The organism is Kocuria rhizosphaericola, from assembly GCF_044462205.1.
GTDB classification, from domain to species: domain Bacteria; phylum Actinomycetota; class Actinomycetes; order Actinomycetales; family Micrococcaceae; genus Kocuria; species Kocuria rhizosphaericola.
Genome location: NZ_JBISWK010000164.1, coordinates 1 through 26,534, shown reverse-complemented (window position 1 = coordinate 26,534; position 26,534 = coordinate 1). Strand labels below are relative to the sequence as shown.

General features: G+C 73.0%; 23 protein-coding genes, 1 tRNA gene and 1 riboswitch. Of the genes, 10 read left to right on the top strand and 14 right to left on the bottom strand.

The window, feature by feature from the left end; genetic code table 11:
- Nucleotides 1-21: 21 nt before the first annotated feature.
- Entirely contained in the window at nt 22-1,191 is a 1,170-nt protein-coding gene (gene sucC / locus ACH9D2_RS17055; RefSeq protein WP_396364015.1) for an ADP-forming succinate--CoA ligase subunit beta, read from the bottom strand.
- A 264-nt stretch (nt 1,192-1,455) separates the two neighbouring features.
- Between sucC and ACH9D2_RS17050 the strand changes: the two genes are divergently transcribed.
- Nucleotides 1,456-2,205, top strand: a complete 750-nt coding sequence (locus ACH9D2_RS17050; protein ID WP_396364014.1) for a hypothetical protein — start codon at nt 1,456-1,458, stop codon at nt 2,203-2,205.
- A 267-nt stretch (nt 2,206-2,472) separates the two neighbouring features.
- A complete protein-coding gene (locus ACH9D2_RS17045) occupies nt 2,473-3,921 on the top strand; it encodes a sugar porter family MFS transporter (protein WP_396364013.1) in 1,449 nt (482 codons plus the stop codon).
- A gap of 172 nt (nt 3,922-4,093) precedes the next feature.
- Here the strand turns inward: ACH9D2_RS17045 and pcrA are convergent, their stop codons facing one another.
- Both pcrA and ACH9D2_RS17035 read right to left on the bottom strand, forming a co-directional pair.
- Nucleotides 4,094-6,565 (bottom strand): DNA helicase PcrA, encoded by a 2,472-nt coding sequence (gene pcrA / locus ACH9D2_RS17040; protein WP_396364012.1) that lies wholly within the window; start codon nt 6,563-6,565, stop codon nt 4,094-4,096.
- A gap of 56 nt (nt 6,566-6,621) precedes the next feature.
- Nucleotides 6,622-7,350 carry an integrase gene (locus tag ACH9D2_RS17035; RefSeq protein ID WP_396364011.1) on the bottom strand — a complete coding sequence of 243 codons (729 nt, stop codon included), beginning with the start codon at nt 7,348-7,350 and terminating at the stop codon, nt 6,622-6,624.
- 149 nt (nt 7,351-7,499) lie between these two features.
- On the opposite strand from ACH9D2_RS17035, the gene ACH9D2_RS17030 reads away from it, so the two are divergent.
- A complete protein-coding gene (locus ACH9D2_RS17030) occupies nt 7,500-8,183 on the top strand; it encodes a hypothetical protein (protein WP_396364010.1) in 684 nt (227 codons plus the stop codon).
- A gap of 104 nt (nt 8,184-8,287) precedes the next feature.
- Here the strand turns inward: ACH9D2_RS17030 and ACH9D2_RS17025 are convergent.
- Nucleotides 8,288-8,360: transfer RNA gene (locus ACH9D2_RS17025), tRNA-Arg, on the bottom strand.
- Between the two features lie 63 nt (nt 8,361-8,423).
- On the opposite strand from ACH9D2_RS17025, the gene ACH9D2_RS17020 reads away from it, so the two are divergent.
- Complete coding sequence (locus tag ACH9D2_RS17020; RefSeq protein ID WP_396364009.1) at nt 8,424-9,815, top strand: DUF4031 domain-containing protein; 1,392 nt, start codon at nt 8,424-8,426, stop codon at nt 9,813-9,815.
- On the opposite strand, the gene ACH9D2_RS17015 is transcribed toward ACH9D2_RS17020, so the two are convergent.
- From ACH9D2_RS17015 to ACH9D2_RS17000, 4 genes are all read right to left on the bottom strand, one after another.
- A complete protein-coding gene (locus ACH9D2_RS17015; protein ID WP_396364008.1) occupies nt 9,733-9,999 on the bottom strand; it encodes a hypothetical protein in 267 nt (88 codons plus the stop codon). The genes ACH9D2_RS17020 and ACH9D2_RS17015 overlap by 83 nt on opposite strands.
- 124 nt (nt 10,000-10,123) lie before the next feature.
- Complete coding sequence (locus ACH9D2_RS17010) at nt 10,124-10,993, bottom strand: C40 family peptidase (RefSeq protein ID WP_396364007.1); 870 nt, start codon at nt 10,991-10,993, stop codon at nt 10,124-10,126.
- Between the two features lie 267 nt (nt 10,994-11,260).
- Nucleotides 11,261-11,938, bottom strand: a complete 678-nt coding sequence (locus ACH9D2_RS17005) for a C40 family peptidase (protein WP_396364006.1) — start codon at nt 11,936-11,938, stop codon at nt 11,261-11,263.
- Nucleotides 11,939-11,943: 5 nt separating this feature from the next.
- Nucleotides 11,944-12,094: riboswitch (cyclic di-AMP (ydaO/yuaA leader) on the bottom strand.
- A 385-nt stretch (nt 12,095-12,479) separates the two neighbouring features.
- Nucleotides 12,480-13,166: a metal-dependent transcriptional regulator gene (locus ACH9D2_RS17000; protein WP_396364005.1), complete on the bottom strand. Its 687-nt coding sequence runs from the start codon at nt 13,164-13,166 to the stop codon at nt 12,480-12,482.
- Nucleotides 13,167-13,399: 233 nt separating this feature from the next.
- Between ACH9D2_RS17000 and serC the strand changes: the two genes are divergently transcribed.
- Nucleotides 13,400-14,539, top strand: coding sequence for a phosphoserine transaminase (serC, locus tag ACH9D2_RS16995; protein ID WP_396364004.1), 1,140 nt, complete (start codon nt 13,400-13,402; stop codon nt 14,537-14,539).
- Here serC and ACH9D2_RS16990 read toward each other — a convergent pair.
- The 3 genes from ACH9D2_RS16990 to ACH9D2_RS16980 form a co-directional block, all read right to left on the bottom strand.
- Nucleotides 14,536-15,756, bottom strand: coding sequence for an MFS transporter (locus ACH9D2_RS16990; protein ID WP_396364003.1), 1,221 nt, complete (start codon nt 15,754-15,756; stop codon nt 14,536-14,538). The two genes, serC and ACH9D2_RS16990, sit on opposite strands and share 4 nt — an antisense overlap.
- 53 nt (nt 15,757-15,809) lie before the next feature.
- Nucleotides 15,810-16,364, bottom strand: a complete 555-nt coding sequence (locus tag ACH9D2_RS16985) for a DUF3027 domain-containing protein (protein ID WP_396364002.1) — start codon at nt 16,362-16,364, stop codon at nt 15,810-15,812.
- A gap of 104 nt (nt 16,365-16,468) precedes the next feature.
- Nucleotides 16,469-16,852, bottom strand: coding sequence for a cold-shock protein (locus tag ACH9D2_RS16980; RefSeq protein WP_396364001.1), 384 nt, complete (start codon nt 16,850-16,852; stop codon nt 16,469-16,471).
- 160 nt (nt 16,853-17,012) lie between these two features.
- Between ACH9D2_RS16980 and ACH9D2_RS16975 the strand changes: the two genes are divergently transcribed.
- The 5 genes from ACH9D2_RS16975 to ACH9D2_RS16955 are packed head-to-tail and all read left to right on the top strand — an operon-like array spanning nt 17,013 to nt 23,281.
- Nucleotides 17,013-17,270, top strand: a complete 258-nt coding sequence (locus ACH9D2_RS16975) for a hypothetical protein (RefSeq protein ID WP_396364000.1) — start codon at nt 17,013-17,015, stop codon at nt 17,268-17,270.
- Nucleotides 17,271-17,273: 3 nt separating this feature from the next.
- Nucleotides 17,274-19,379, top strand: a complete 2,106-nt coding sequence (locus ACH9D2_RS16970; protein ID WP_396363999.1) for a helicase-associated domain-containing protein — start codon at nt 17,274-17,276, stop codon at nt 19,377-19,379.
- On the top strand, nt 19,367-21,043 hold the full coding sequence (locus ACH9D2_RS16965) for a DNA repair helicase XPB (RefSeq protein WP_396363998.1): 1,677 nt from the start codon (nt 19,367-19,369) through the stop codon (nt 21,041-21,043). Before ACH9D2_RS16970 ends, ACH9D2_RS16965 begins: the two co-directional genes overlap by 13 nt.
- Before the next feature lie 36 nt (nt 21,044-21,079).
- The gene (locus ACH9D2_RS16960; RefSeq protein ID WP_396363997.1) at nt 21,080-21,802 is read left to right on the top strand and encodes a response regulator transcription factor; all 723 of its coding nucleotides are present in this window, start codon (nt 21,080-21,082) and stop codon (nt 21,800-21,802) included.
- Nucleotides 21,803-21,814: 12 nt separating this feature from the next.
- On the top strand, nt 21,815-23,281 hold the full coding sequence (locus ACH9D2_RS16955; protein WP_396363996.1) for a sensor histidine kinase: 1,467 nt from the start codon (nt 21,815-21,817) through the stop codon (nt 23,279-23,281).
- A gap of 9 nt (nt 23,282-23,290) precedes the next feature.
- Here ACH9D2_RS16955 and ACH9D2_RS16950 read toward each other — a convergent pair whose 3' ends face one another.
- The 3 genes from ACH9D2_RS16950 to groL form a co-directional block, all read right to left on the bottom strand.
- The gene (locus ACH9D2_RS16950; protein WP_396363995.1) at nt 23,291-24,259 is read right to left on the bottom strand and encodes an RNase H family protein; all 969 of its coding nucleotides are present in this window, start codon (nt 24,257-24,259) and stop codon (nt 23,291-23,293) included.
- A gap of 59 nt (nt 24,260-24,318) precedes the next feature.
- Nucleotides 24,319-25,026: an MgtC/SapB family protein gene (locus ACH9D2_RS16945; RefSeq protein WP_396363994.1), complete on the bottom strand. Its 708-nt coding sequence runs from the start codon at nt 25,024-25,026 to the stop codon at nt 24,319-24,321.
- Between the two features lie 151 nt (nt 25,027-25,177).
- Nucleotides 25,178-26,534 (bottom strand): chaperonin GroEL (groL, locus tag ACH9D2_RS16940; protein WP_396363993.1); only part of this gene is annotated, 1,357 nt, incomplete at its 5' end.

The following is a 26,534-nucleotide window of genomic DNA, read 5'->3' as shown; positions in this document are numbered from 1 at the left end:
AGTGTTCGTCCGGTCGACGGATCAGTTGGCGGCGTGGGCGAGCTCGGCAGCCTTGTCCGCGCCCTCGTCCATGGTCTCGGCGAGGGTGACCAGCGGGTGGTTGGCGCCGGCGAGGATGCGCCGCCCCTCCTCGACGTTGTTGCCGTCCAGGCGGACCACGAGCGGCTTGTCCTCCTCGTCACCGAGGATCTCGAGGGCCTTGACGATGCCGTTGGCCACGGCGTCGCACGCGGTGATCCCGCCGAAGACGTTGACGAACACGGACTTCACCTGCGGATCGTTGAGGATCACGTCCAGGCCGGCGGCCATGATCTCGGCCGAGGCCCCGCCGCCGATGTCCAGGAAGTTGGCCGGCTTGACGTTGCCGTGCTTCTCGCCGGCGTAGGCCACGACGTCCAGGGTGGACATGACCAGGCCCGCGCCGTTGCCGATGATGCCGACCTCGCCGTCGAGCTTGACGTAGTTGAGGTCGTGCTCCTTGGCCTTCTCCTCCAGGGGATCGGCGCTGGACTTGTCCGCGAGCGCGGCGTGGTCGGGCTGGCGGAACTCGGCGTTCTCGTCGAGGGTGACCTTGCCGTCGAGGGCGATGATCTGCCCCTCGCCGGTCTTCACCAGCGGGTTGACCTCGACGAGCGTGGCGTCCTCGTTCTTGAACACGTCCCACAGCTTCACGAGCGCGGGGACCACCTTCGCGGCGGTCTCGTCGTCGAACTTGGCCTCGCGGACGATCTCCTGGGCCTTGGCCTCGGTGATGCCCTCGGTGGGGACGACCTCGACGCGGGCGAGGGCCTCGGGCCGCTCGACGGCGAGCTGCTCGATCTCCACGCCGCCCTCGACGGAGCACATGGCCAGGTACGAGCGGTTGGCGCGGTCCAGCAGGATCGAGAAGTAGTACTCCTCGGCGATGTCCGCGCCCTGGGCGATCATGACCCGGTGGACGGTGTGGCCCTTGATGTCCATGCCGAGGATCTGCTGGGCGTACTCGTAGGCCTCGTCGGCGTTCTTGGCGACCTTGACGCCTCCGGCCTTGCCGCGGCCTCCGACCTTGACCTGGGCCTTCACGACGGTGACACCGCCGATCTTCTCGGCGGCGGCCCTTGCTTCTTCGGGGGTGGTCGCGACGATGCCCTGGAGCACGGGGACGCCGTGCTTCTCGAACAGGTCGCGTGCCTGGTATTCGAACAGGTCCACGGGTGAATGCCCTTCTTCGTCGAAGTCGTGGTCGGCGGCGACCCGGGCAGTACGCGGGTCGTCCTCCGACCTGGTGGTGAACGGAGCGCCTCGCATCCTCCCGGCCGAGGCCCGGCGGATGCGTCCGGACCGTTCCGCGAAAGCCGTTTCCGGGCGCGGGACGAAGCGGTGCACTCCCTGTACGAGACTGTAGTGCATGCCGAAACGGCGGCCACAACCGGGGACGCGCGCGTGCGGCCCGGCGTTTCTTGATTGACTGACCCCATGAGCTCTGCCGATTCCCCCGAGAACCGGGCGTTCGCCCCCGCCGATCCCGGCTTCCTCGTCTCGATCGCGACCTTCGCGTTCGTGGCCCTCGGGCTGGAGGCCGTGGTCGACGGCACGGTGCTCACCTTCACCGGCGAGATCCCCGATGTCTACCCGCTGGGCTGGCAGGTCTTCGCCTGGCTCTGCCTCGGCGCGGTCTGGTGGGGGATCCAGCGGGGCCTCGTGGCGTGGCTGCGGCACCGGGCTGCGGACCCCGCGGCCCCTCCGCCCTCAGCCCCTCCCCTCTCCCCGGCGGTCGACCACCGGCGGACCACCACCGCCCTGGTGCTGTTCGTGCTGGCGATTCTGCTCGGGGTCATCCTGCCCGTCTTCCTCGTCGGCGAGTGGCGCGTCCAGCCGATCCAGCTCTATCTGGACCTCTACGCCGACTACGGCGGGGGCGCGTGGCTGGGCATGGTGGGCTTCGCGGCCTACCACGTGGGCCGGTCCGTGCTCCTCGCCCTGGTCCTGACGTGCGTGCAGCAGGCCGTGGAGCTGCGCCGGCCGGCCCACTGGACGCAGGCGGCCCCGCTGGGCGGGCTCGTCCTCGGGCTCCTGCTCGCCCTGCCGGGACTGATCCTCGGCGGGTGGGCCTCCGTCGCCACGGCCGTGGTCTGCTGCACGCTCCTGGGCGTGGTGCACAACCTCACCGGCAAGTCGCTGCGCTGGACGGCCCCCGCGGCCGTGGCGGTCCTGCTGTTCGTCTAGCGGCACCCGTGCGGGGCACGGCGCCACCCGGCCGGCCACCGCCTCCGCCGCTCCTCCTCTCCGCCGCCCCCCCTCCGTCCGGATCCCGGCGGGCGATGCTGCGGCGGTCACAGAAATTTCCGGACCGGGGTTCCCCGCTTTGCTTTCATGTCCTAACATTGTGACATCAGGCCAGTGAGACGTGCGTCACTCTCCGAGCGTCCCCTTGAACCGACGACACTGCACCGTCACGAGCGCAACGGCTGCGCCTGAACAAAGGACCCTTCGATGGCCACCTCGTCACCCCGGGAAGCAGTTGCTGTGCTGCCTCCGCTCACCTCCGGACCGCATCGCAAACGCCTCGGTCTCATCTCCGTCGTCGCCTGCTTCGGCGGCCTGCTCTTCGGCTACGACACCGGCGTGATCAACGGCGCGCTGCGGCCGATGTCGGCAGAGCTCGGCCTCACCCCGTTCACCGAGGGCGTGGTCACCAGCTCGCTCGTCTTCGCGGCCGCGATCGGTGCGCTGTCCGGCGGACGCATCTCCGACGCCTGGGGGCGCCGGAGGACCATCCTGCTGCTGGCCGTCCTGTTCTTCGTGGGCACGGCCATCGTCGTGCTCACCCCCAGCTACGAGGTGCTGGTGGCCGGGCGCATCTGCCTGGGCCTGGCCGTCGGCGGCGCCTCGGCAGTGGTGCCCGTCTTCCTCGCCGAGCTGGCCCCCTACGAGATCCGCGGATCGATCGCGGGCCGCAACGAGGTGGCCATCGTGATCGGCCAGCTCTCGGCGTTCGTGATCAACGCGATCATCGGCAACGTCTTCAGCGATGTCACGGGGGTCTGGCGGATCATGTTCGCGATCTCCGCGCTGCCGGCCGTGGCGCTGTTCATCGGCATGCTCCGGATGCCGGAGTCCCCGCGCTGGCTCGTCGAGAAGGGCCGGCACGAGGATGCCCTCGCGGTGCTCAAGACGGTGCGCTCCGAGGACCGTGCGATCGCCGAGCTCGGAGAGGTGGAGCACATCACCGAGGAGGAGCGGGCCGAGCAGCAGATCGGGCTGGGCGCGATCCTGACCAACGAGCACCTGATCCGGATCATGCTGGTCGGCATCGGTCTGGGCGTGGCCCAGCAGCTCACCGGCATCAACTCGATCATGTACTACGGGCAGATCGTGCTGATCGAATCCGGCTTCAGCGCGAGCGCGGCCCTGATCGCCAACATCGCCCCCGGGGTGATCGCCGTGGTCGGCGGGTTCATCGCGCTGTACCTGATGGACCGGCTCGACCGGCGCAAGACCTTCATGATCGGCCTGAGCCTCACGACCACCTTCCATCTGCTGATCGGGATCTCCGCCCTGACGCTGGACGAGGGCAACCCGCTGCGGCCCTGGGTGATCCTGGCCCTCGTGGTGGCCTTCGTGGGCTCCATGCAGACCTTCCTCAACGTCGCGGTCTGGGTGTACCTCTCCGAGGTGTTCCCCCTGCACATGCGCGGCTTCGGGATCGGGGTGTCCGTCTTCGCGCTGTGGATCGCCAACGGCGTCCTCTCGCTCTACTTCCCCTCCCTGGTCGACGCGGTCGGGATCACCGGAACGTTCTTCCTCTTCGCCGGTGTCGGCGTGCTGGCGCTGATCTTCGTCTACACGCAGGTCCCGGAGACCCGCGGCCGGACGCTCGAGGCGCTCGAGGAGGACGTCTCGACCGGCGCGATCCACCAGCTCAAGGCGCCGACCTCCTAGGCGTCCACCAGCGGCGGGACGCCGCGGGAAGAGCCTCCGTGATGGAGGGGGTCCGTCGCCGGGACCGCCTCCACCACGGAGGCTTCATCGTGCCGCAGCAGCTTCCGCCGCCCCCCGGCCGTGCACGGCGAGACCCGGCCCGCCGACCGGGACCGCTGCGGTCCGGCCGGGCTCAGCCGACCTTCGTCAGCGGCGCGTAGCGCAGCAGCAGCCGTTTCTCGTCGGCCCCGAACCGCACCTTCGCCACGGTCTTGTCGCCGGCGCCCTCGAGGGACACCACGGTGCCCTTCCCGAACGCCGTGTGGTCCACGGTGTCGCCGACGGACAGGCTCGGGATCTCCTTGTTGGGCTGGACCCGTCCCGCCGTGGTGGCCCGGGACGGCGCCATCCGCTCGAAGGCCGCGTTCGACGCCGCCGCGGCGCCCCAGTACGAGCCCCGCATCGGGTCCCGCTGCCCGGAGCCGCCGCCGTGCAGCGCGGAGCCCCACGACGCCGGGGCGGAGGACCCCTCGCGCTTCCAGTCGAGGAGCTCGGCCGGGATCTCGTCGAGGAACGGGCTGGCCGGGTTGTACTGGGACTGCCCCCACATGGAGCGGAACTCGGAGCGGGTGAGGTAGAGACGCTCGCGGGCCCGGGTGAGGCCCACGTAGGCGAGGCGCCGCTCCTCCTCCATCTCCTTCTCGTCCGTGAGGGAGCGCTGGTGCGGGAACAGCCCGTGCTCCATCCCGGTCAGGAAGACCACGGGGAACTCGAGGCCCTTGGCGGTGTGCAGAGTCATGAGGGTGACCACGCCCTGGGCGCGGGCCTCGGCGACCTCCGCCGCGATCTGTTCCGCGCTCGGCCCGCCCTCGCTCCCTGCCGCGGGCCGGTTCGGGATCTGGTCGGCGTCGGCCACGAGGGAGACGTGCTCGAGGAACTCGGGCAGCCCGGCCTCGGGACGGTCCCGCTCGAACTCCCGCACCACGGCCACGAGCTCCGCGAGGTTCTCGACCCGTGACTCGTCCTGGGGGTCCTGGGACTGGCGCAGCCCGGCGAGGTACCCGGACTGCTCCAGCACGGCCTCGAGGACGGTGGCGGCGCCCGAGCCCTCGGCGACCGAGGCGAGGTCGTCCATGAGCTGCACGAACGCCTTGACCGCGTTCAGCGAGCGGGTGGCCATCGCAGGTGCCTCGTCGGCACGGCGCAGCGCGGCCATGAAGGAGATCCGCTCGCGCTCGGCGAGCGCCGCGGCGGCGCCCTCCGCACGGTCGCCGATGCCGCGCTTGGGCTCGTTGACGATCCGGCGGACGTTGATGTCGTCGTCCGGGTTCACGATCGCGCGCAGGTAGGACAGGGCGTCCTTGATCTCCTTGCGCTCGTAGAAGCGGGTGCCGCCCACCACCTTGTACGGCAGCCCCACGCGCATGAGGATCTCCTCGAGGGAGCGGGACTGCGCGTTGGTGCGGTAGAACACGGCGACGTCGCCGGGGCGGTATCCGTCCTCGTCCTGGAGGCGGTCGATCTCCTCGGCGATGAAGCGGGCCTCCTCGTGCTCGTTCTCCGCGGCGTAGCCGGTGATCTTCTCGCCGCTGCCGGAGGCCGTCCACAGCCGCTTGTCCCGGCGGCCCTTGTTCTTCGCGATCACCGCGTTCGCCGCGGTGAGGATGTTCTGGGTGGACCGGTAGTTCTGCTCCAGCAGGATGGTCCGGGCCTGGGGGTAGTCCTGCTCGAAGTCGACGATGTTGCGGATGTCGGCCCCGCGGAACGCGTAGATCGACTGGTCCGAGTCGCCCACGACGGTCAGCTCGGCAGGTGGCACGGGGGTCGCCCCCGGCCCGGTCCCGACGTCCGCGCCGGTCCCGACGAGCTCCCGGACCAGCGCGTACTGCGCGTGGTTGGTGTCCTGGTACTCGTCGATGAGCACGTGCCGGTACCGCCGCCGGTAGTACTCGGCGACCTGCGGGAACGCCCGGAGCATGTGCACGGTCTGGGCGATGAGGTCGTCGAAGTCCATGGCGTTGGCCGCGCGCAGCCGCTCGGTGTAGCCGCGGTAGACCTGGGCCACGGCGCTCTCGAAGGGGTCGCTCTCGGAGACCCGGGACAGGTACGTCTCGTCGTCGACGAGCTCGTTCTTCAGCGCGGAGATCCGGTGCTGGATGCTCTTGGGCGCGAAGCGCTTGGGGTCGAGGTCGTGCTGCTTGGCCACGAGCGTGATGAGCCGCAGGGAGTCGGCGGAGTCGTAGATGGAGAAGGTCGACTTCAGGCCCACGCTCGTGGCCTCCCGGCGCAGCACGCGCACGCAGAAGGAGTGGAAGGTGGAGATCGACATCGACTTCGCGGAGTCCCCCACGAGCTCGACCACGCGCTCGCGCATCTCGGCTGCGGCCTTGTTCGTGAACGTGATCGCCAGGATCTCGCCCTGGTGGGCCCGCCCGGTGGCCAGCAGGTGCGCGATCCGGTGGGTCAGCACGCGGGTCTTGCCGGAGCCGGCGCCGGCGACGATCAGCAGCGGGGAGCCGGAGTGCTCCACGGCGGCCCGCTGCGGCTCGTTGAGCCCCTCCACGAGGTCGGCGGCGGAGACGGTGCCGTGCCGCGGCGGGGCCGCGGTGCCGGCACGGGCCACGGAGGCGGAGGGCAGGAGCGGGTTGTCGAAGAGATAGTCCATCGTGGCCCCAGTCTACCGAGGGCCGTCCGACGACGGGGCCGGCCGGGGGACGGCCCTCAGACGAAGTGCAGTTCGAGCCGGTGCCGGCCGTTGTCGTCCTCGACCCACAGCTCCGAGTCGGCCACCGTGACCCGGACGGGCCGCTGCAGCGCGATGTCGTCGTCGAACTCGACGGACCCCTCGGTCCCTCCGCCGTACACGGTGTCGAGCTCCCGGCTGCCCGGGTCGAGGTGCCGGATGGCGTCGTTGCCGGTGTCGGCGATCACGATGGAGCCGTCGTAGAGTATCTGCAGGTCCTCGGGGTGGTCCAGCTGCGCCACGTCCGTCGGCCCGTCCGCGAAGCCGGCGCCCGCGCGGCCGACCACGGTGCAGACCTGCGGGCCGCCGTCGGGCTTGTCGGTGTCGATCTCGATGCAGCGCAGGGACGAGGAGTCCCGGTCGATGAGCCACAGCGTGCCGTTGCCGTCCTCGGTGATGGAGACGGTGGCGGCGAACTTGGCCTGCGCCGCCTTCCCGTCCCGCCGCCCGGACTCGCCCGTGCCCGCGAACTCGTACAGCACGTCGGTGTACGGGTCCCAGCGGAAGAGCCGGTGCAGGGAGGGCACCGCCACGATCACGGCCGAGAGCTTGTGCGACCACACCATGTCCGCGATGGGGGCGCCCCCGAGGACGGAGCAGTCCACCGTGCGGCGCACCGTCTCGTGGTCCTTCTCGAACAGCGTCAGCACGTCGCCCTCGGTCAGCCGCATGAGCAGACCGTCCGGGAGCCCGATGGACAGTTCCATGACCGGCACCTCCGTGTCGTCCTCGTCGAGCGCCCGGTCGTCCTCGACCGGGCCACCCCCGTGCGGTCCGGAGGACCGGTGCGGGTGGCCCCAGCCTACCCCTCGGTCCCGGCGTTGGGCGGTGGGCGCACGACCGGATAATGGGGGGCATGGGACTGACACGCGCACAGAAGGCACGCAAGCACGGCGGCACCACGGCACCCCCGGGACCGGCGGCACGGGGAACGCGACTGCACGAGGCGCGGCCCGGCGAGCTCCGGCCCGAGCCCACGAGGTCGAGCTCCGGTCTCGTGGTGGGCGTGGCCATGTCCGTGTCGGCGGTCCTGTGGCTGTACGTGCACGCCTGGGTCCTCCCCCAGTTCGGCGCCGCCGCGGCGGGCGGGCTGACGCTGCCCGAGTGGATGCCGGGAGGCTTCGGCCAGGAGCACGCCCAGCGGCTCGCCACGGCCCTCGGCGAGGAGGGACGTGCCCAGTACGAGGCGGTGCACCGCAGCTCCGGGCTGCTGGCCCCGTTGTTCGTGGGCCTGGCGTGGCTGCTGTTCGTGGCCGTCAACACGGCCTCCCGCGCCCGGCGCTGGGTGCGCTCGGCCGTGGTGCTCGGCTTCGCGGCCGTCTCCCTGGCCGGCAACGCGGCGATCGACGCCGCTCTCGCGGACCCCGGGGACGGCGCCGCCGTCACCACGGCGTCCGTGCTGGTGATCGCCCGCTGGGTGCTGCTCGTGCTGCTGCTCGCGGTGACCGCGATCGTGGCCGTGGAGGCCGTCCGGCGCCGGTCCGGGACCGATCCCGCCGATGCCCCGCCGCAGGAGGGAGCGCCCGCACCGCGGCGGTGACCCGCGTCCTCCCCCGGCGGAGGAGCCAGGACTTCCCGGTCCCTCCCCGGATCCGCCCCGGACGGGGAGACGCCCCGGACCGTGCGGTCCGGGGCGTCCGTACGTGCCCTCGATTGGATTCGAACCAACGACACCGGCTTTAGGAGAGCCGTGCTCTATCCCCTGAGCTACGAGGGCGACGCGAACAGTCTAGGGGCTCCCCCGGGCCCCCGCTAACCGGTCACGTCTAGGATCGATCGCATGCCCGTCTACATCGATCCGCCGCTGTGGCCCGCTCACGGGACACACTTCTCGCACCTGGTCTCCGACACGTCCTACGACGAGCTGCACGCCTTCGCGGACCGGCTGGGGGTTTCCCGGCGGGCGTTCGACCGGGACCACTACGACGTGCCGGAGAGCCGATACGAGGAAGCCGTGGCCGCGGGCGCCCTCCCGGTCGACGGCCGGCAGCTCACGCGCGTGCTCGTGCGCAGCGGACTGCGCGTCCCCGCCCGGGCGCGACCGGACCGGATCGCCCGGGTGCTCCTGCGGCGGTGGGCTGCTCGCTTCCCGGCACACCCGGCGCTGGGCGAGGAGCTCGTGGACCGGTGGAGCGAGCCGCACCGGCACTTCCACGGCCCCGCCCACCTGCTCGCGGTGCTCGAGGCCCTGGACCTGCTGCGGACCGGGACCGGCCTCGACCCCGCCCGGACCGAGGCCCTGGTCCTGGCCGCGTGGTTCCACGACGCGGTCTACCGGGGCCGTCCCGGGGCGGACGAACAGGAGTCGGCGGACCTGGCCCGCGCGCGGCTGACCGCCGCCGGTTTCCCCGGGCCGCTCGCGACGGAGGTCGAGCGGCTGGTCCTGCTCACCATCGGCCACCGGGTCGCCGAGGAGGACACCGCCGGCGGGGTGCTCCTCGACGCCGACCTGTCGGTGCTCGGCGCGGACCCGACCGGCTACGCCGCCTACGTCGCGGGCGTGCGGAAGGAGTACGCGCACGTGCCCGGCCCGGTGTTCGCGCAGGCCCGGCTGCGCGTGCTCGAGGACCTCCGGAGCCGGCGGCCACTGTTCCGGACCCCCGCCGCCCAGCGGCGGTGGGGCGCCGCGGCGGAGCGCAATCTCGAGGACGAGATCGGCCGGCTGCGGGCGCCCGTCGAGGCGACGCCCGGGGGCCCGCCGGCGGACACCCACGTCCTGACCATCACCGCCGTGTGCCTGCGGGACGACGACGGGGCGCTCCTGACGGTGCGCAAGCGCGGCACGGACCGCTTCATGCTGGTGGGCGGCAAGCTCGACCCGGGCGAGTCCGCGGCGGCGGCGGCCGTGCGGGAGACGGCCGAAGAGGTCGGCCTGCGGCTGGACACCGCTCAGCTGCGCCCGCTCGGGGAGTTCGTGGCACCGGCAGCGAACGAGGCCGGCGCGTGGGTGCGCTGCACGGTGTTCACGGCGCCCCTGACGGGCCGGCCCGTACCGCTCGCGGAGATCGAGGAGCTGCGCTGGCAGCCGGTCGACGAGGACTCGCTCGCCGCGCTCCCCGCCGATCTGGCCCCGCTGCTCCGGGAGCACGTCATTCCGGCGCTGCGCCGCGCTCCCGGGGATCCTCGGTCCCGGCCGAGGCGTGCCGCCTCCGGTGGAGCAGGATCCCGGTGACCAGCCCGAGCACGATGCCGATGCCGCCGAACACGGACAGCCACATCGCGGCGTGGCCCACGAAGGCGGCGACGAGGAAGCCGGCCACGATGCCGGGCACGGCCCCGCCGACCATGCCGTAGGCCATGTAGGCGTACTCACGGTCGAGGCTGGTGCGGGCGTTGCGGCTGAAGTCGGTGGACATGGTCCCAGTCTATCGGCCGCCGGGACGGCGGCGTGGTGAGCGCCGGGTACGACAGCGGGTGCGCGGTTCCTGTCTGGCCGACCAGGAACCGCGCACCCGAACCGGTGCTCGCTCTCGCGTGCGGTCAGCGCACGCGGACGTAGACGGGGCCGGAGCCCACGTTGACGCTGTCGATGACGGTGGTCCCACCGTTCCAGCCGCCGTGGACGGCCTTGCCGCCGCCGATGTAGACGCCGATGTGGGCCGTGCCCATGCCGCCGTCGGCGTAGTAGACGAGGTCGCCCGGCTGCGCCTGGCCGGCGGAGACCTGCGTGCCGAGGCTCAGGTAGGAGGCCGGCCAGCCGTGGTGGTTGATCCCGGCGGCGCGCAGGGCGTTCGTAACGAGCGCGGTGCAGTCCTGCCTCACGCCGAGCTGGCCCATGGCGGCCGAGGAGATGGTCGCGCCCTTGCCGGAGGCGGAGCTCTGGGTGGTGACGGTGCGCTCGGCTGCCGGGGCGGCCTGCACGACCGGCGCGGGGGCCGGGGCGGCGGGCTTCGGCGCCGGGGCCGCCTGCACGACCGGCGCGGGGGCCGGGGCGGCGGGCTTCGGCGCCGGGGCGGCCTGCACGACCGGCTTCGGGGTCTCGACGACCGGGGCGGGCACGGCGACGGGCTTCGCCGCCGGCACGGCCACGGCGGGGGCCGCGACGACCGGGGTCTCGACCTTCGGCGCGGTCTTCTGCTCGGTCTTCTTCTCGGCCGGCTTCTCGGTCCTGCTCTCGGCCTTGGTCACGTGGGCGACGGGCTCGAGGGACACGGTGGGGGCCGCGGCGGGAGTGGCTGCGGACACGGCGGACAGCGGGGCGTCGGCGGAGGCATCCGGGGCCGGGGCGGCCTGCACGGAGACGGTAGTGGCGAGGGCCAGGCCGGAGAAGGCCGCCACGGCGGCCACGGTGCGGGCCTTGCCGGTGAGGAGCGAGCCGATGCCGTTGGAGGAGGTCAGGTCACGAGTCATGAGGAGTTCAGACGACTTTCTGGCGGGGCCGGGCCGACCTGCCGAGGGCGCGGGGAACAGCACGGATCACCCCGGGCGGTGCTCGGGGTGGTCCGGTGTGCGGCAGGACTGCGTTCCGGGATCGGGAACGACGGCCGGGCGAGCTGAGGAGGAGGGTGCCGTCCGGGCGGACAGCGGGGGGCACGGAGAACCGGGAGAGCGGGTCTCCGTGCGCCAGGGGTGACCGGGTGCCGCCCGCGCCNGGGTCGTCGCGGGCGGCGGACCGGATCAGAAGGTGTAGTAGCCGTCCACCTGCATGGCGTTGACGGAGTGGACCTGGGTGCCCTGGGTCGGGTTGAGGGCGGAGATCATCTTGCCGCCGCCGATGTAGACACCCACGTGAGCGCCGCCGTTCTGGGAGACGAGGTCACCGGGCTGCGGGTTGGCGGTGGGGGTGCCCGCCGCGAACTGCGACCAGGTGGTGCGGGGCAGGTCGATGCCGTTCTGGGCGAAGACCCACTGGGTGAAGCCGGAGCAGTCCCAGGCGCCGTAGGCGGTGCCGCCGTAGACGTAGCCCGCGCCCTGCGCGGACATCGCGGTGCCCACGATGCCGCCGGCGGCCGGGGCGATCTCGGTGGTGGCGGTGGACTGCGGGGTCACGCTCGCGGTGGTGGCGGTCTGCTGCGGGGCCGGAGCCGGGGCAGGGGCCGGAGCCTCGTAGGCGGGAGCGGCGGGCTGCGCGGCGACCGGGGCCTGGTAGGTGTACGAGGTGTAGCCGGCCAGCGAGGCGGAGGCCGGGGCCGAGTAGGCCGCGCCGGACTCGACGGGGGCCTGGGCGTAGGCCTGGGCCGGGGCGATGGAGCCGATCATCGCGGCGCCGGCGGCGGCGGCGATGGTGGTGTTGCGCACGGCGTGCGAGGTGCTCTCGGCACGGTGGCGGGCAGCGTTCAGCTTGAAAAGCGACATGGTTGAGTTCCTCCCTTTGCCTACGAGGTGAGCTGTCGGATTCGGGTGGGAGACACCCGGTCGCAGAACGCATGCGCTCTGACGACTTAACCCCAAGGACCCGGAATCACCGGGACCGGAAGTGGTTCCCCCGCTTCTGCCAAGCAGTTTCTGTGAAGAGGCCACGGCGCACCGGCAGAATTCGGCGATGTGCTCCGTGGGCGCCGATCCGACCAGTGATCGGCACGCGTTGAACAGTACATGACAGATTACGGAAGTGTCACGTTTTGATCACGGCGGATAACGGCCAGGCGACGCCGAGGATTCCAATAGGGCCTCATTGAGACATCGCAACAGATAAGTACACAACTGTGACCATCTGTGCAGAGCGCTTCGGAGCCCGGGAAATCCGCGTCCCACCAGGGCGGGCGCGTCGCGGAGACCCGCATCGGGCCGGACTGGCCGAAAGTACCTTGTGAACGTCCACACACCCGCAACGGGCTGCTCTCCGGAGCGCTCCGGGAGCACCCCGAGGGACGTCCCGGAGGCTCCGGGCGGATCCTCAGGGAGCGAGGACGCGGATGGCCGCGGCGGTGCGCAGGTCGATCTCCGCGGACCGCCCCGTGGCCGGCACCTCGATGCGCACGAGCTGACCGTCCACCCGGGCCCTGATCTCCGCCCCGGTGAGCACGCCCACGTCGCTCAGCACGCCCAGCAGGTCCGCGTCCGCCTGGACCACCTCCGGCAACAGCGCAACGGTGTGCGACCCGTCCGGGGTGTGGCGAGCGGCGTCGAGCAGGGAGGGGTGCGCCGCGGCGGGGCTCTCCTCGACGCCGAGAGCCGCCAGGCCGGGGATGGGCGTGCCGTACGGCGAGTGACGGGGGCTGTGGAGGAGGTCCAGGAGCCGCCGCTCGACCTGCTCGCTCATGACGTGCTCCCACCGGCACGCCTCCTCGTGGACCTGCGCCAGGTCCAGGCCGATGACGTCGGCGAGCAACCGCTCCGCGAGCCGGTGCTTCCGCATGACCTGCACGGCCCGGTCCCGGCCCGTCTCGGTGAGCAGCAGCGACCGGTCCTGGCCCACCGTCAGCAGCCCGTCCCGCTCCATCCTGGACACCGTCTGCGAGACCGTGGGCCCGGAGTGGTCGAGACGCTCCACGATGCGCGCCCGCATCGGCGTGATCCCCTCCTCCTCGAGCTCGAGCACGGTCCGCAGGTACATCTCCGTGGTGTCGATCAGGTCGCTCATGCCTCAGTCATCCTTCGTCCGGCCGTCCGGCCCCGGTGGTCCCGCCCGGTCCGGTCTTCCCGCACGAGCTTAGTGGGCGATCCCCGCGGCATCCGGGGAGGACGGCGCACGCGGAGCCCGGCGTCCGCGGGTGGGGCAGAATGGGCCGAGGCGCGACAGGCGCGAACGCCCTCTCGCGGCGGCCGCGCCCGCCGCCCGCCGCCCACCGCCTGTCGTCCACCAGGGAGCTCCCGTTGCCCGCACACGTCACCATCCCCGAGCACCTGCTGCCCGCCGACGGCCGGTTCGGCGCCGGCCCCTCGAAGATCCGCCCGGCCCAGGTCGACGCCGTGGCCCGCGCCGGCACCGCCCTGCTCGGCACCTCCCACCGCCAGGCGCCGGTCCAGGAGCTCGTGCGCTCGGTGCGCGAGGGCCTCGCGCAGTTCCTCGGCCTCCCCGAAGGCTACGAGGTGCTGCTGGGCCTGGGCGGGGCCACCGCCTTCTGGGACGCGGCCGCCCTCGGGCTCGTGCAGCGCAGGGCCCAGCACCTGGTGTTCGGTGAGTTCGGCGCGAAGTTCGCCCAGGCCACCGACGGCGCCCCGTTCCTCGAGGCGTCGTCGATCGTGGAGTCCGCCCCCGGCACGCGCCCGGAGGCCCGCGCGGAGGAGGGCGTGGACGTCTACGCCTGGCCGCAGAACGAGACCTCCACCGGCGTCACCGCCCCCGTGGCCCGCCCCGCCGGCACCGGGGACGAGGCCCTGGTGCTGGTCGACGCCACCTCGGCCGCCGGCGGGATGGCGGCGGACCTGGCGGCGACGGACGTCTACTACTTCTCCCCGCAGAAGAACTTCGGCTCCGACGGCGGACTGTGGCTGGGGGCCTTCTCCCCCGCGGCGATCGAACGGATCGAACGGATCGGCGCCTCGGGGCGGTGGATCCCCGACTTCCTGCAGCTCACCACGGCGCTGGAGAACTCCCGGAAGAACCAGACCTACAACACTCCCGCCCTGGCCACTCTCGTGCTGCTCGACGAGCAGGTCCGGTGGCTCAACGACCAGGGCGGCATGGCGTGGGCCGCGGCCCGGACGAAGGAGTCCTCCGACCTGGTCTACGCGTGGGCCGAGGCGTCGTCCTTCGCGACCCCGTTCGTGGCCCGCCCGGAGGACCGCTCCACCGTGATCACCACCGTGGACTTCGACGACGCCGTGGACGCGGCCGGTGTCGCGGCTGTCCTGCGCGCCCACGGCGTGGTGGACGTCGAGCCCTACCGCAAGCTGGGGCGCAACCAGCTGCGGATCGCCACGTTCGTCTCGATCGAGCCGGACGACGTGGCCCGGCTGCTGCACTGCGTCGACCACGTCGTCGAGCAGCTCCGCGGACGGTCCGAGCGCTAGGCGGCGTCCTCGACGGAGGGGCGCTCCGCGCGCAGCCGGAGCCAGACGACGAAGCCCACCACGGCGCCGCCGAGTCCAGCGGCCACGCCCACCCCCATCCCCCAGCGCGCCCCGAGGGCGTCGGTGATCCAGCCGACGACGGGCGCCCCGATCGGGGTGCCGCCCATGAAGATGGCCATGTAGAGGCTCATGACCCGTCCGCGCATCACCGGCGAGGTGGTCGACTGCACGTACGCGTTGGCGGTGGTCATGATGGTCAGCGAGGACAGTCCGCAGGGCACCAGCCACAGGGCGAACAGCGGCAGGCTGGGTGCCGTCGCCGCGCCCAGACAGCTGACGGCGAAGACGGCGCTGCCCCCGTAGACGTAGCGCAGCCGGGCGCTGCGGCGCCGGGCCGAGAGCAGGGCCCCCGCCACCGTGCCGACCGCGAGGACCGAGTTGAGCAGCCCGAAGGTTTCCGAGCCGCGACCGAACTCGGGTCCGGCCATGGCCGCCAGGAACACCGCGAAGTTCAGCCCGAAGGTGCCGATGAGGAAGATCGTGATCAGCACCGCCACGATGTCGGGGCGGCTGCCGACGTAGGCCAGTCCCTCTCGGATCTGCCCCCGCCCCCGGCCGGACCGCGGCATCCCGCGCAGCTCGTCCGTGCGGATCGCGAGGACGGCCGCGAGCATGGCGCCGAAGGTGAGCGTGTTGAGGAGGAACACCCAGCCCGACCCGATCGAGGCGACGAGCACGCCGGCCACGGCGGGCCCGATCATCCGGGCCGTGTTGAACGAGGTCGCGTTCAGCGCCACGGCGTTGGAGAGGTAGGCGTCGTCGACCATCTCCGAGACGAAGGTCTGGCGCACGGGGGCGTCCAGCGTGGCGACGACGCCCAGGGCGAGGGCGAAGCCGTAGACGTGCCACAGGGTCGCCGCGTCGGCCAGGACCAGCGCCCCCAGCCCCGCCGCCAGCACCGCCATGGCCGACTGCGTCCACAGCAGCAGGCGCCGCCGGTCGAGCCGGTCCGCGAGCACGCCGGCCCAGGGAGCGAGGAAGAGCTGCGGCAGGAACTGCAGGGCCGTCACCACGCCCATGGCGGTGGCGTCGTGGTCGGAGAGCTCGTCGAAGACCAGCCACGACTGGGCCGTGCGCTGCATCCACGTCCCGATGTTGGACACGAGCGCGCCCAGGAACCACAGCCGGTAGTTGCGGAACCGGAAGGACCGGAACATCCCGCGCGCGGGATCCGGGGCACCGTCCGGCCCCGCGGTCCCCGGCGGAGCCGTCAGGGCCGCTCGCCCTCCTTCGACGGGACGGTCCCGGCCTCGGAACGGTCCTCCGGGACCTGGTCGCCGCCGGGTGCCCCGGGGGCGGCCCCGGAGGCCTCCGACGCGCCGGCCGCGGCGTTCTCCCCGGCCTCGTCCTCGGCCCGGTCCTGCTCCTCCTGGGCCTTCTCCTCGTCGCTCACCCGGGCGGACCACGGGACCCACTCGGGCGCCAGGAGAGCATCCTCTCCGGGCAGCAGGCCGACCTCGCAGACCGTCACCGCCTTGCTGCGCGGGGCCCGGGCCAGGCTCGCGAACCAGTTCCAGCCCCGGTAGCCGGGCAGCGTGCATTCGAAGAGGTGGACCACCAGCCGGTCCTCCTCCACCGTCACCCGGTGCCCGGGACCGATCTGGGAGGGCTCCGCGATCTGCTCCACCCCGGCGCGGGCCGTGGCGACGTCGGCCACGAGCAGGGGGTCCTGCTTCGGGGTCCGGCGGCGGCGGGGCGCCGCCGCCGGCTCGGGCGCCGGGGGCACGGCCTCGGCGGTCGCGTCCTGGACGGTCTCCTCGGTCACTGCTGGTCTCCCTCGTAGTGGATGCCGGTGGTGGATGCCGGTGGTGGGTGCCCGCGGTGGGTGCTCGGGGGCGGTGGGTGGAACGGCTCGGCGGTGCGGTGGCCTCAGACGTCCAGGTTGTCGGCCACCGTGCGCAGGATCGCGGCGATCTTCTTCCCGTGCGCGGAGTCGGGGTAGCGGCCACGGTGCAGCCCGTTGGACATGTCGTCCAGGAGCTTGATGAGGTCCTCCGTGATGACCGCCATCTCGTCGGCGGGCTTCCGGACGTTCTTCGCGACCGACGGGGTCCGGTCCAGGATCCTGGCGGAGAGCGCCTGCGCGCCGCGCCGTCCCTGGGCCACCCCGAACTCCATCCGCGTCCCCGACTTCACCGTGGTGGCCCCGGAGGGCAGCGCCGAGGAGGGCAGGAACACCTCCTGGCCGTCGTCGGCCGCCAGGAACCCGAAGCCCTTCTTCGCATCGAACCACTTGACCTTGCCGGTGGGCACGCTGTCTCCCTCGTCCTCGTGTTCGTGTTCGTGGAGGGGCGGCCCGTCGGTCCATGCCGCCGGGCCACCCTGTGGAACATCCCATTCTAGCCCCGCTCCGCGGGCGGGGTCCGCCGGGGCGCGGTCACCGGCACACCGTTCCGCTCGGTACTCTGGAGCCATGCCTGCTTCCGACGACCGTGCCGCCGCGCCCGCGAACCGCACTGCCCGACGCCCCGGGGTCGACGTCCTCGGCGCCTCCGCGGTCGTGCTCGGCCTGGTGTGCGCCGTGTGCCTCGCCCTGCTGCTCGTGCTCAAGGCCGTCGGCGCGGATCCCTGGGACGGGCTCACCGTCGTTCCGTGGTTCGCGCTCCCCGTGGCCTTCCTGCTGTTCTGCGCGGTCCTCCTGCGCTCCCTGCTGCGCCGCCGCCGGGCCTGATCCGTGCTCCCGGACGGCCTGCTCCGGGATCTCGCGTCCCGCTCCCCCGCCGAGCTGGGCGAGCTGCTCGCCGCCCGGCCGGACGCCGTGCGCCCGGGCACGGCCTCGGTCGAGGAGCTCGCGGAGGCGCTGCTGTCCCGTGCGGGTCTGCGCCGGGCCCTCGACATCCTCTCCCGGCCCGAGCTGGACGCCGTCGAGCGCGCCGTGGTGCTGGGCTCCCCGGACGAGCCCGCCGCGCGGCTGCCGGCCGGCCCGCCCTGGGACCGCCTGCACCGCCTGGGCCTCGTGCACCGGGACGGCGACGTGCTGCGGCTCGTGCCCGGGCTGGCGGAGGCCCTCGGCCGCTATCCCGCTGGCCTCGGCCGCCCGCGGCAGGTGCTCGCCGCCCTCGCCGCACGCCTGCGCGACGAGTCACCGGCCGCACCGCGACCCGGGTCCGGGCCGCACACCGCCGAGGAGCTCGCGCAGTGGCCCGCTCCGGCGCGGGAGGTCCTCGAGCGGTTCCGAGCCCGTCCCGTGGGCGCCCTGCCCGATGCCCTGCGCCGTGCCGACCCGGCGGCCGACGCCGACGCCCGGCCCGTCGACTGGCTCCTGGCCCACGGCGTCCTGTTCCCCGTGGACTCCCGCCACGTGGAGCTCCCGCGGGAGGTCGGCCTGCTCCTGCGCGGACCGGACCCCTGGGCCACCACGCCCCCGGAGCCTCCCGTCCCTCCGGGGGCGCGCGTGCCCGACCGGCTGCGGGACAACGCCGCGGCGGCGGCGGTCGAGCAGCTGCTGCGGCGCACCGCGGCGCTGCGCGCCGAGCTGAGGGCCCGGCCGCTGAGCACTCTGCGGGCGGGCGGGATCGGCGTGCGAGAGCTGCGCCGCCTGCGCTCGGCCCTGGGGATCGACCACCCCGAGCTCGTCCGCCTCCTCGGCCTGGGCGAGCTCGCCGGGCTCGTGCGCCTGGACCCGGACACGTCGACCTGGCGCCCCGCGCCGGCGCCCTTCGAGGACGCCGGGCGCACCGGCCAGTGGTGGCACGTGGTGCGGTCGTGGCTGGCCTCCGACGTCGTCCCCTCCGCGGTGGGCCTGCCCCTGGCGGACGGCTCCGTCATCGGGGTCCTCACCCGCGGCACGCACGCTCCGGAGGCCCCGGCCGTGCGCCGGGCGCTGCTGGCGGCCCACGCCGAGCTCGCCGGACGGGCGCCGGGGGGCCACGGCCCCGAGGACGTTCTGGCGCTCGCCCGCTGGCGTCGCCCGCGCCTGGCCCGGGGCCTGGACCGGTGGGGCCCGGGGATGCTGACGGAGGCCGCCGAGCTCGGGCTGGTGGGCGCCGACGCCCTGACCGCGCCCGGCCTGGCCGTCGCGGAGGGCCGACCCGAGGACGCCGCCCGCGCCGTGGCCGGGTGGCTGCCCGCACCCTCGCGGGAGGTGCTGCTGCAGGGGGACCTCACGGCCACGGCCACCGGCTACCTCGCGCCGGACGTGGCCCGCGAGCTCGGCCGGCTGGCGGAGCCGGAGGGGCACGGGCCGGTCCCGCGGCACCGCTTCAGCGAGCGCTCCCTGCACCGCGCGCTCGACGCCGGCTGGACCCCGTCCTCGATCCTGGCCTGGCTCGAGGAGCACAGCCGGGGCCCGGTGCCGCAGGCCCTGAGCTACCTGGTCGAGGAGGCCGGCCGGGGGCACGGGCGGATCCGGATCACCCGGGCGGACTGGGTGCTCACCGGCGAGGAGGAGCTGCTGGAGGCGCTCGCCGGCTCGCCGGACCTCGCGGGGCGGCGGCTGCGCCGTCCCGCGCCCGGCGTGCTCGTGGTCGACGCCGGTGAGGAGGTCCCCGGCCGGCGCCGGGGCCCGGCCGGCCGGGACGGCGGGCTCCGGGAGCTCGCGGCCGCCGTCCGGGCCACGGGCACGGAACCGGCCCTCGACGCCGGCCCCCCGGAGCCCGGCCCGCCGGCGCCCGCAGCCGCCGACCCGGCCCTGCATCTCGAGGTCCCCGCCCCGCGTCTGCCCGTCCCCTCCGCGGAGGAGATCCAGGAGCTGGTGGACCGGCTCACCGGCCAGTACCGTGCGCAGCACCCGACCGACGACCCGACCGACAGCGGAGGAGCCGCCCCGTGGGACCCCTGATCGTCCAGAGCGACCGGACCGTGCTCCTCGAGCTCGACCACGAGGACGCCGACGAGGCCCGGCGGGAGCTCGCCGCCTTCGCCGAGCTCGAGCGCGCCCCGGAGCACGTGCACACCTACCGCATCACCCCGCTGGGGCTGTGGAACGCGCGGGCCGCCGGACTGGACGCCGAGCAGGTGCTCGACGTCCTCCTCACCCGCTCCCGCTTCCCGGTCCCCCATGCCCTGCTGATGGACATCGACGAGACGATGTCCCGCTACGGCCGCCTCGTGCTCGAGAAGGACCCCGTGCACGGACTCGTGCTGCGCTGCCACGACGCCCCCGTGCTGGAGGAGATCGCCCGGCACCGCAGGATCGCCCCGCTGCTCGGGCCCCGCATCGACGGCGCCACCACGGTGGTGCACGCGAGCGCGCGCGGCCAGCTCAAGCAGCTGCTGCTCACCGTGGGCTGGCCGGCGGAGGACCGGGCCGGCTACGTGGACGGCACGCCCCATCCCGTCGCCCTGACGGAGACGGACCCGCTCACGGGCGAGGCCTGGTCCCTGCGCCCGTACCAGCGCCACGCGGTGGAGAACTTCTGGGCGGGCGGCAGCGGCGTCGTCGTCCTGCCCTGCGGCGCCGGCAAGACGCTGGTGGGCGCCGGGGTGATGGCCGCGAGCTCGACGACGACGCTCGTCCTGGTCACGAACACGGTCTCGGCGCGGCAGTGGAAGGCCGAACTGCTGCGGCGGACCACCCTGACGGAGGACGAGATCGGCGAGTACTCCGGGGCCGTGAAGGAGGTCCGCCCCGTGACGATCGCCACCTACCAGGTGCTGACCGCTCGCCGCGGCGGGATCCACCCCCACCTGGAGCTGCTCGACGGCCACGACTGGGGGCTGATCGTCTACGACGAGGTGCACCTGCTGCCCGCCCCCGTGTTCCGGATGACCGCCGAGCTGCAGGCGCGGCGCCGGCTGGGCCTCACGGCCACCCTGGTGCGCGAGGACCACCGCGAGGGCGAGGTGTTCTCCCTCATCGGGCCCAAGCGCTACGACGCGCCGTGGCGGGAGATCGAGGCCCAGGGCCACATCGCCCCCGCCGACTGCGTCGAGGTCCGGGTGGAGCTGCCCCTCGCGGACCGGATGGCCTACGCCTCCGCGGAGGACGCCGACCGGCACCGCCTCGCCTCGTCCTCCCCGCACAAGCTCGACGTGGTGGCCCGGCTCGTGGCGCGCCACCACGGGGAGCCGGTGCTCGTGATCGGGCAGTTCCTGGACCAGCTCGACGAGCTGGGCTCGCTGCTCGACGCCCCGGTGCTCAAGGGCAGCACGAGCACGGCCCGGCGGGAGAAGCTCTTCGCCGCCTTCCGCGCCGGGGAGCTGCCAGTGCTGGTGGTCTCGAAGGTCGCGAACTTCTCGGTCGACCTGCCGGAGGCCTCGGTCGCGGTGCAGGTCTCGGGGGCCTTCGGGTCGCGGCAGGAGGAGGCGCAGCGCCTGGGCCGGCTGCTGCGGCCCAAGCGCGACGGCCGTCCGGCGACCTTCTACACCGTGGTGGCCCGCGACACCGTGGACGCCGGCTACGCGGCCAAGCGCCGCCGCTTCCTCGCGGAGCAGGGCTACGCCTACCGGATCGTCGACGCCGCGGCGCTCGAGGCCCCCGGCGAACTCCCCGACGACCGGTGACCGCCGTTCAGCCGGCGTTCAGGATGTTCCGAGAAAATGGGCACTGTGAAGAACGACAACCCCGAAGCGAAACTGCTCGTCGTCGACGACGAGCCCAACATCCTCGAGCTGCTGGCCACGTCCCTGCGCTTCGCCGGCTTCGAGGTGGTCACCGCCGCCAACGGCCGTGACGCCCTCGCCAAGGCGGAGTCCGAGAACCCGGACCTCGCGGTGCTCGACGTCATGCTCCCCGACATGGACGGCTTCTCCGTGACCCGCAAGCTGCGCGCGTCCGGGCGGCACTTCCCGATCCTCTTCCTCACCGCCAAGGACGAGACCGAGGACAAGGTCACGGGGCTGACCGTGGGCGGTGACGACTACGTCACCAAGCCCTTCAGCCTCGACGAGGTCGTCGCCCGCATCCGCGCGGTCCTGCGCCGCACGCAGCCCGCCGAGGAGGACGACTCCCGGCTGCGCGTGGACGACCTGGTCCTCGACGACGACGCGCACGAGGTGTTCCGGGGAGAGCGCGAGATCGACCTGTCCCCCACCGAGTTCAAGCTGCTGCGCTACCTCATGCTCAACCCGAACCGGGTGCTGTCCAAGGCGCAGATCCTCGACCACGTGTGGGAGTACGACTTCAACGGCGACGCATCGATCGTGGAGTCCTACATCTCCTACCTGCGCCGGAAGATCGACAACGACCCGGAGCTGCCGCCCCTGATCCACACCAAGCGCGGCGTCGGCTACCTCCTGCGGTCCTCGCACAAGAACCACTGACCCGGTCCCGGGATGCACACCCTGTCCTCCCGGTGGCGCTCGGCCTCCCTGCGCTCGCAGCTCATGGTGCTCACGGGCCTGCTCCTGGCGCTGTCCATCCTGGTGACGAGCTTCGTGGCGATCTCGGTGCTGCGGACCTCGCTCCTGAACGACATCGACCGCGGGCTGGAGGACTCCGTCCGGTCGGTCTCCACGGTGCTGGTGGCGGACATGGGCAGCGCGCAGGGCGTCCAGGTGCCGCACGCCGGATTCCTGCTCGACGCCGAGGGCGCCACGCTCGCCGAGGCGCTGAACACGCCGGACGGAGTGCTCGAGCGGCGGCCCGACCTCTCGCAGATCGACCTCGAGCACGTGCGGGAGAACCCCTTCGAGCCGACGACCGTGGGCTCCGTGGACGCCCCGGACCGCCGGTGGCGGGTGGTCGCCGCGGAGACGGAGCGGCTGAACCTCGTGGTGGCGGTCGCCGAGCCGCTCGACGACATGAACGCCATGCTCAGCGCGGTGACCCTCCTGACGCTGAGCTTCGGCGTGGCGACCCTGTTCGCGGCCATGGCCGTCGGCTGGATCCTGGTCACCCGCGCCTTCGCGCCCCTGCACCGGGTGGAGCAGACCGCCGCCCGCATCGCGGAGGGCGACCTCTCCCAGCGCATGGAGGGCTACAACCGGCAGACGGAGATCGGCCAGCTCTCGGCGTCCCTCAACGCGATGCTCGGCCACATCGAGGACGCCTTCGACGCCCGCACCCGGTCCGAGGCCAAACTGCGGCGGTTCGTGGCCGACGCCTCCCACGAGCTGCGCACTCCCCTGGTGACCATCCGGGGCTACTCGGAGCTCTACCGGCACGGCGCCCTGCAGGACCCCGAGGACGTGGCCGGCGCGATGTCCCGGATCGAGTCGGAGGCCAAGCGGATGACGCAGCTCGTGGAGGACCTGCTGATGCTCGCGCGCCTCGACGAGCGGAGGCCCGCGGAGAACGTCGACGTGGACCTGCTGCACCTCGCGTTCGACGCGGCCGGGGACGCCCGGGTCTCCGCCCCCGACCGGCGGATCGAGGTCCAGGGTCTGCGGGGCGGGGCGCCGGTCTCGGCGTGGGTGCACGGCGACGAGTTCCGGCTCCGCCAGGTCGTGGCGAACCTGGTGACCAACGCCCTGCGCTACACGCCGGAGGGCACCCCGATCGAGATCGCGGTGGGCGTGGAGCGCTCGGTGGACGAGTCCTTCAACGCCGTCCTGCAGGTGCGCGACCACGGCCCGGGCATCCAGGGCGAGGACGCGGAGCGCGTCTTCGAGCGCTTCTACCGGGCCGACTCCTCCCGCACGCGGGAGACCGGCGGCACGGGGCTGGGGCTGTCGATCGTGGCCGCGATCGTCCAGCAGCACGACGGCACCGTGCGCCTCACCGAGACCCCCGGCGGCGGGGCGACGATGACCGTGCGCATACCGGGCATCGAGCCCGTCGACGACGCCCCCGAGGTGTAGGCGGGCCCGTCAGGACTCATAGGTGCCCTGGTGGAAGCGCAGCTGCCAGGGGCCCAGCTCGTTGCGGGAGTCCTCCCGGACCCACAGGGAGCTGCGCAGGCTCGTGCGGTCCCCGGCCGTGAGCCGGTAGACGAGGTGCACGGCCGCGGAGCCGAGCTCGACGGCCTCGAGCACGTGCACGTCCGCCGTGCCGAGGCCCGGTTCCCGGGGCAGCCGGTCGAGGACGTCCTCCCGGGACCACCACGACCCGGAGGCCCCGACCTCGGTGAAGGCCTCGTGCAGCAGCTGGCCCAGCCGGCCCGGGTCCGCCCTGACCTCCGGGCGCAGCAGGTCCTGCTCGAGGGCCTGGACGGTCTCCCCCGCCGTCCGCCCGCGGGCCAGCTCCTCCTCGTGGGCGAGCAGCTCGCTCAGCAGGTCCGGGTCGTGGCGGTCCTCGAACGCGTCGGGCTCCGGGGCCTCCACCGGCCGCGGGGCCGGGGTCCGGGGACTCTCCCCGCCGGGGTGCCGGGAGGCGCCGTCGAAGCCGGGTCCCTCGGGCGCGGGGCGCCCGGTCTGGAACGCGGTGGCCACCGCGCGGGCGCGGAGGTCGGCGGCCTCGTTGAGCTCGTGGCCGGCGTGGCCCTTGACCCACTCGAAGTGCACGTCCCGGCCCGCCATCGCGGCGTCCAGGGCCTTCATGAGCTCCACGTTGAGGACGGGCTTGCCGTCCTTCTTCTTCCAGCCCTTCTTCTTCCAGCCGGGCATCCACTTCGTGATCGAGTTGATGACGTACTGGCTGTCGCACAGCACCCGCAGGGGCTCGTCGGGGCGGTGGGCCGTGGCCTCGAGCAGGTCGAGGACGGCCTTGAGCTCGCCCATGTTGTTGGTGCCGTGCGGCCATCCGCCCGCCCGCCAGGTGTTGTCGTCGATGTACCAGGCCCATCCCGCGGGTCCGGGATTGCCCAGCGCGGAGCCGTCGGCGGCAGCAGTGATCGTCATGGCACCATCTTTTCACGGCGCCCGGACCCGGTACGCCACGGCTCCTGCGAACCACGGGCTCAGTCGCCGGGCTCCGGCTCGAGCTGCTGCTGGGCGACGTCGTGCACCCCGGCCACCTTCGACAGCTGGACGGCCGCGGTGCGCAGGTCCGTCTTGCCGTCGAGCCGCAGGAGCAGCTCCACCTCCGCGCCCCCGGGGGCCTCGACCGTCCGGCTCGAGACCACGGAGGCGCTCAGCTGCAGCTCGTCGACGACGGTGAGGACCTCCCGCAGCACTCCGTGCCCGTCCGCGTAGCGCAGCCGGAGGCCCTGCGGGGCCACCATCCCGGGCAGGCGGCGGGAGAGCGGGGTCAGCAGGAGCGCGGAGACGAAGTGCAGGCCCGTGGCGACGACGGCGAGCGGCACGAGCCCGGCCCCGCAGGCCATGCCGATGGCGGCGGAGAGCCAGATGCTCGCGGCCGTGGTCAGGCCGTGCACCACGTCCCGGTTCGTGAAGATCACGCCCGCGCCCAGGAAGCCGATGCCCGTGATGATCTGGGCCGCCACGCGGGAGGGGTCGGGACCGGAGTCGATGCCGGGCAGGGCGCCGAAGCCGTAGGCGGACACGAGGGTGAACACCGCCGAGCCGGTGCCGACCAGGGCGTGCGTGCGCAGTCCGGCGCTCTTGCGCCGAAGCCGCCGTTCGAGGCCCACCAGCGACGTGAGTCCGAAGGCGATCAGCACGAGCGCGACCTGGACGGGGACCGCGTCCCACACGACGACGCCCACGGCTCCTCCTCCGGCAGCTGGTGCTTACGATTGAACACCACTTCCGGCCCCGCGGCACCGGCTGCGGGGACGACGACGGGCCGGGCACCTCCGTGAGGCGCCCGGCCCGTGCCGGATGCGTGCTGGGCACGCTCGACGGTTCAGCCGTCGATCACATCATGCCGCCCATGCCGCCCATGCCGTCGTCGGCACCGGCGCCGGCGCCCGCGGGCTCCGGCTTGTCGGCCACGACGGCCTCGGTGGTGAGGAACAGCCCGGCGATGGACGCCGCGTTCTGCAGCGCGGACCGGGTGACCTTGACCGGGTCGTTGATGCCCGCGGCCATCAGGTCCTCGTACTCGCCGGTGGCGGCGTTGAGGCCGTGGCCCTGGGGCAGGCCGCGGACCTTGTCCACGACCACGCCGGCCTCGAGACCGGAGTTGATGGCGATCTGCTTGAGCGGGGCGTCGATGGCGACCTTGACGATGTTCGCGCCGGTGGCCTCGTCGCCGGTGAGCTGCAGCTTGTCGAACGCCTTCTGGCCGGCCTGGATCAGGGCCACGCCGCCGCCGGCGACGATGCCCTCCTCCACGGCAGCCTTCGCGTTGCGCACGGCGTCCTCGATGCGGTGCTTGCGCTCCTTGAGCTCGACCTCCGTGGCGGCACCCGCCTTGAGGACGGCCACGCCGCCGGCCAGCTTGGCCAGGCGCTCCTGCAGCTTCTCGCGGTCGTAGTCCGAGTCCGAGTTGTTGATCTCGGCGCGGATCTGGGCCACGCGGCCCTCGATCTCCTCGGCGGTGCCGGCGCCGTCGACGATGGTGGTCTCGTCCTTCGTCACGACCACCTTGCGGGCCTGGCCCAGCAGGTCCACGGTGGCGGTCTCGAGGGAGAGCCCGACCTCCTCGGTGATGACCTGGCCACCGGTGAGGATGGCGATGTCGGCCAGCTGCGCCTTGCGGCGGTCGCCGAAGCCGGGGGCCTTGACGGCCACGGACTTGATGGAGCCGCGCATCTTGTTGAGCACCAGCAGCGCCAGGGCCTCGCCCTCGACGTCCTCGGAGATGATCAGCAGCGGCTTGCCGGCCTGCATGACCTTCTCGAGAACGGGGACCAGGTCCTTGACCGCGGAGATCTTGGAGTTGACCACGAGGATGTACGGATCCTCGAGGACGGCCTCCTGGCGGTCGGCGTCGGTGACGAAGTACCCGGAGAGGTAGCCCTTGTCGAAGCGCATGCCCTCGGTCAGCTCGAGGTCCAGCCCGAAGGTGTTGGACTCCTCGACCGTGATCACGCCCTCCTTGCCGACCTTCTCCATCGCCTGGGCGATGAGGCGGCCGATCTCGGGGTCGCCGGCGGAGATCGACGCCGTGGCGGCGATCTGCTCCTCGGTCTCGACCTCCTTGGCGGAGGCCAGCAGCTCCTCGGTGACCGCGGCGACGGCCTTCTCGATGCCGCGCTTGAGGCTCAGCGGGTCGGCGCCGGCGGCCACGTTGCGCAGGCCCTCCTTGACGAGCGCCTGGGCCAGCACG

Excerpts from the sequence above, each read along its gene's own strand:
- ACH9D2_RS17000 (WP_396364005.1), bottom strand. The coding sequence starts at position 13,166 with ATGAGCGACCTGATCGACACCACGGAGATGTACCTGCGGACCGTGCTC.
- ACH9D2_RS17035 (WP_396364011.1), bottom strand. The coding sequence starts at position 7,350 with ATGGAACTGTCCATCGGGCTCCCGGACGGTCTGCTCATGCGGCTGACC.
- ACH9D2_RS17010 (WP_396364007.1), bottom strand. The coding sequence starts at position 10,993 with ATGACTCGTGACCTGACCTCCTCCAACGGCATCGGCTCGCTCCTCACC.
- pcrA (WP_396364012.1), bottom strand. The coding sequence starts at position 6,565 with ATGGACTATCTCTTCGACAACCCGCTCCTGCCCTCCGCCTCCGTGGCC.
- ACH9D2_RS17015 (WP_396364008.1), bottom strand. The coding sequence starts at position 9,999 with ATGTCCACCGACTTCAGCCGCAACGCCCGCACCAGCCTCGACCGTGAG.
- ACH9D2_RS16960 (WP_396363997.1), top strand. The coding sequence starts at position 21,080 with ATGGGCACTGTGAAGAACGACAACCCCGAAGCGAAACTGCTCGTCGTC.
- ACH9D2_RS16955 (WP_396363996.1), top strand. The coding sequence starts at position 21,815 with ATGCACACCCTGTCCTCCCGGTGGCGCTCGGCCTCCCTGCGCTCGCAG.
- ACH9D2_RS17005 (WP_396364006.1), bottom strand. The coding sequence starts at position 11,938 with ATGTCGCTTTTCAAGCTGAACGCTGCCCGCCACCGTGCCGAGAGCACC.
- ACH9D2_RS17050 (WP_396364014.1), top strand. The coding sequence starts at position 1,456 with ATGAGCTCTGCCGATTCCCCCGAGAACCGGGCGTTCGCCCCCGCCGAT.
- ACH9D2_RS16975 (WP_396364000.1), top strand. The coding sequence starts at position 17,013 with ATGCCTGCTTCCGACGACCGTGCCGCCGCGCCCGCGAACCGCACTGCC.
- ACH9D2_RS16990 (WP_396364003.1), bottom strand. The coding sequence starts at position 15,756 with ATGTTCCGGTCCTTCCGGTTCCGCAACTACCGGCTGTGGTTCCTGGGC.
- ACH9D2_RS17045 (WP_396364013.1), top strand. The coding sequence starts at position 2,473 with ATGGCCACCTCGTCACCCCGGGAAGCAGTTGCTGTGCTGCCTCCGCTC.
- ACH9D2_RS17030 (WP_396364010.1), top strand. The coding sequence starts at position 7,500 with ATGGGACTGACACGCGCACAGAAGGCACGCAAGCACGGCGGCACCACG.
- ACH9D2_RS16950 (WP_396363995.1), bottom strand. The coding sequence starts at position 24,259 with ATGACGATCACTGCTGCCGCCGACGGCTCCGCGCTGGGCAATCCCGGA.
- ACH9D2_RS17020 (WP_396364009.1), top strand. The coding sequence starts at position 8,424 with ATGCCCGTCTACATCGATCCGCCGCTGTGGCCCGCTCACGGGACACAC.